This is a genomic window from Oleiphilus sp. HI0043, from assembly GCF_001634935.1.
Genome location: NZ_LWEY01001366.1, coordinates 1 through 1,994, shown reverse-complemented (window position 1 = coordinate 1,994; position 1,994 = coordinate 1). Strand labels below are relative to the sequence as shown.

The window sequence follows — 1,994 nt, the reverse complement described above, 5'->3', positions numbered from 1 at the left end:
GAAGAGCTTAAACTGGTACCCGGTAAGCAATACCAGGCAACTGTTCAGGCACCCCCCCCCAAAACTAACCAGGAACAGCCGGTAATCGAAGGAAAAGCAGCCACAGTAAACACTCACAGCAGTAAAGAATGGCTACTCAATATTAATGGCAAACTTGTCACAACCACCAGCAGCATTCCTTTAGAGATAGGTCAGACGCTATTAGTCAAGCTTGAAAGCTCATCAACAAAACAGAGCAAGGCTTTGATCCTTGTCAGTCCGACTAATAGAAGCACAGCTCAAATCCCAGCAGACAAAGGCAGCATCAATACCGAAATACTATTAGGCACCTTAGCAAAACTGCTACCGAAGCAACTGTCTCTTGGTACCGGCTTCGCTGCCCTGAATGAGATGAGTAAAGCGACTTCGCAAACGCCGCCCATTTCTCAAAATCAAACAAAGATAGCCAGCGCTCAACAAACCCAGCTCTCCCCTACACAAGGCTCATCGCCGCTTACTCGAAAAGTTGCGCTAGAAAGCATCGCAACACTGATCAAATCTCTTCCTCACGCAGAGCAGATCTCTCAAGCCAGCCGTCAAGGCGACACTCTAAGCTCTCCTGACACAATTAGAAACGCCTTAAAACACAGCGGTCTTTTCATGGAGTCACAGCTCAGTAACACCACCAACAAACAACAAATACTCGAGCAACTCCAAAACCTCAAAACCTTGAACAAAATAGCATTAGCGCAAGCAGACCAGACCAAACCTACTGCCAATAACCCGCTTTCTGGAACCCCCTCTCCTCAAAATACCAACCAAACAAGCTCTGCAGTCACGAAGCAAGCACTAGACATGCTGCAGCAACTTGTAAAGCAACATAGCAACACGGCAGCCGATCCAAGCCAAGACAAGACAATATCAAGCGATTTAAAAGCGACCCTGCTAGGCATTAGCCGAAACTTATTACCTGCCGCAAATAGCAGCGGCGAACAAAACCAGGCGATAGAGAAACTCCTTGGCAGCCTTTTAGAGCCTGAACTATTAACAACTCCCTTTAATTTTCCGCGCATCCAGTCCGACACAACAGCGAAGGCCAAAGCTCTTTTTGCCGAGCAAGAGTTTTCTACCGGGCAGCTTTTGAAAATACTTGCCGGAATGCTTAATCGTATTCAGTTCAACCAGTTGAACAGCCTCTTTCAAAGCCAAACCAGTGACGGCAATACACTTCAATCATGGTTTTTTGAATTGCCCGTGGTGAATGTCAACCAAGGGGTCACCACCTTCAGCCTGAGACTCGATAAGGAAAAAAGCGCCACTCAGAACCAGGAAGAGGAATCTGAGGACAAAGCATTGCAGTGGAAAATATCACTATCCTTCGACTTAGAAGGCCTGGGAGCAATATATATTCAAGTAAGCTTGCTCCCTCCTTCTATTTCATCCATTATCTGGGCAGATCAAGCCGATACTTTCGCGCTCGCGCAAAGGGAGAGCAAACATTTTAAGGAAAAGCTTTCAGAGCTAGGCCTAGAAGTAGGCGATATTATTTGCCAACAAGGCCTACCAGAACAACAGGCCACCAAGTTGACACAAAGCCTGGTAGATATTCAAGCATGAACAACAATAACAAAACCAGCTCGAAAACAAGAGCCATCGCGCTCAAGTACGATGAAGTTTCAGCGCCCAAACTTACTGCCAAAGGTGAGAATGAGCTCGCTGAGGAAATAATGCGCATTGCCGAAGAGCACGGCATACCTTTATACGAAAATAGTGAATTAGTCAGCATTTTGTCTAAACTAGAACTGGGAGAAGAAATCCCCGAAGTTCTATATCGGGTAATAGCTGAAATAATTGCCTTTGCATATTACCTGCAAGGAAAGACACCACAAGGCTTTGGCGAGCCAACGACCAGAACATAACGAGCAACATTTTCAACATGGCACATTCTGACCACCAACTACTTATTAACTCAAAATCCTGCTTATATGCCCTTATTCTGGCAGGTACCTTAGCGC

General features: G+C 45.9%; 2 protein-coding genes. Both read left to right on the top strand.

Going from position 1 to position 1,994, the window contains the following annotated elements; translation table 11 throughout:
- Positions 1 to 1,596, top strand: a 1,596-nt coding sequence (locus A3729_RS18500; protein ID WP_197475914.1) for a flagellar hook-length control protein FliK, incomplete at its 5' end; no start/stop codon positions are given.
- The gene (locus tag A3729_RS18495; RefSeq protein WP_068516235.1) at positions 1,593 to 1,898 is read left to right on the top strand and encodes an EscU/YscU/HrcU family type III secretion system export apparatus switch protein; all 306 of its coding nucleotides are present in this window, start codon (positions 1,593 to 1,595) and stop codon (positions 1,896 to 1,898) included. The genes A3729_RS18500 and A3729_RS18495, both read left to right, overlap by 4 nt.
- Positions 1,899 to 1,994 lie beyond the last annotated feature (96 nt).

Excerpts from the sequence above, each read along its gene's own strand:
- A3729_RS18495 (WP_068516235.1), top strand. The coding sequence starts at position 1,593 with ATGAACAACAATAACAAAACCAGCTCGAAAACAAGAGCCATCGCGCTC.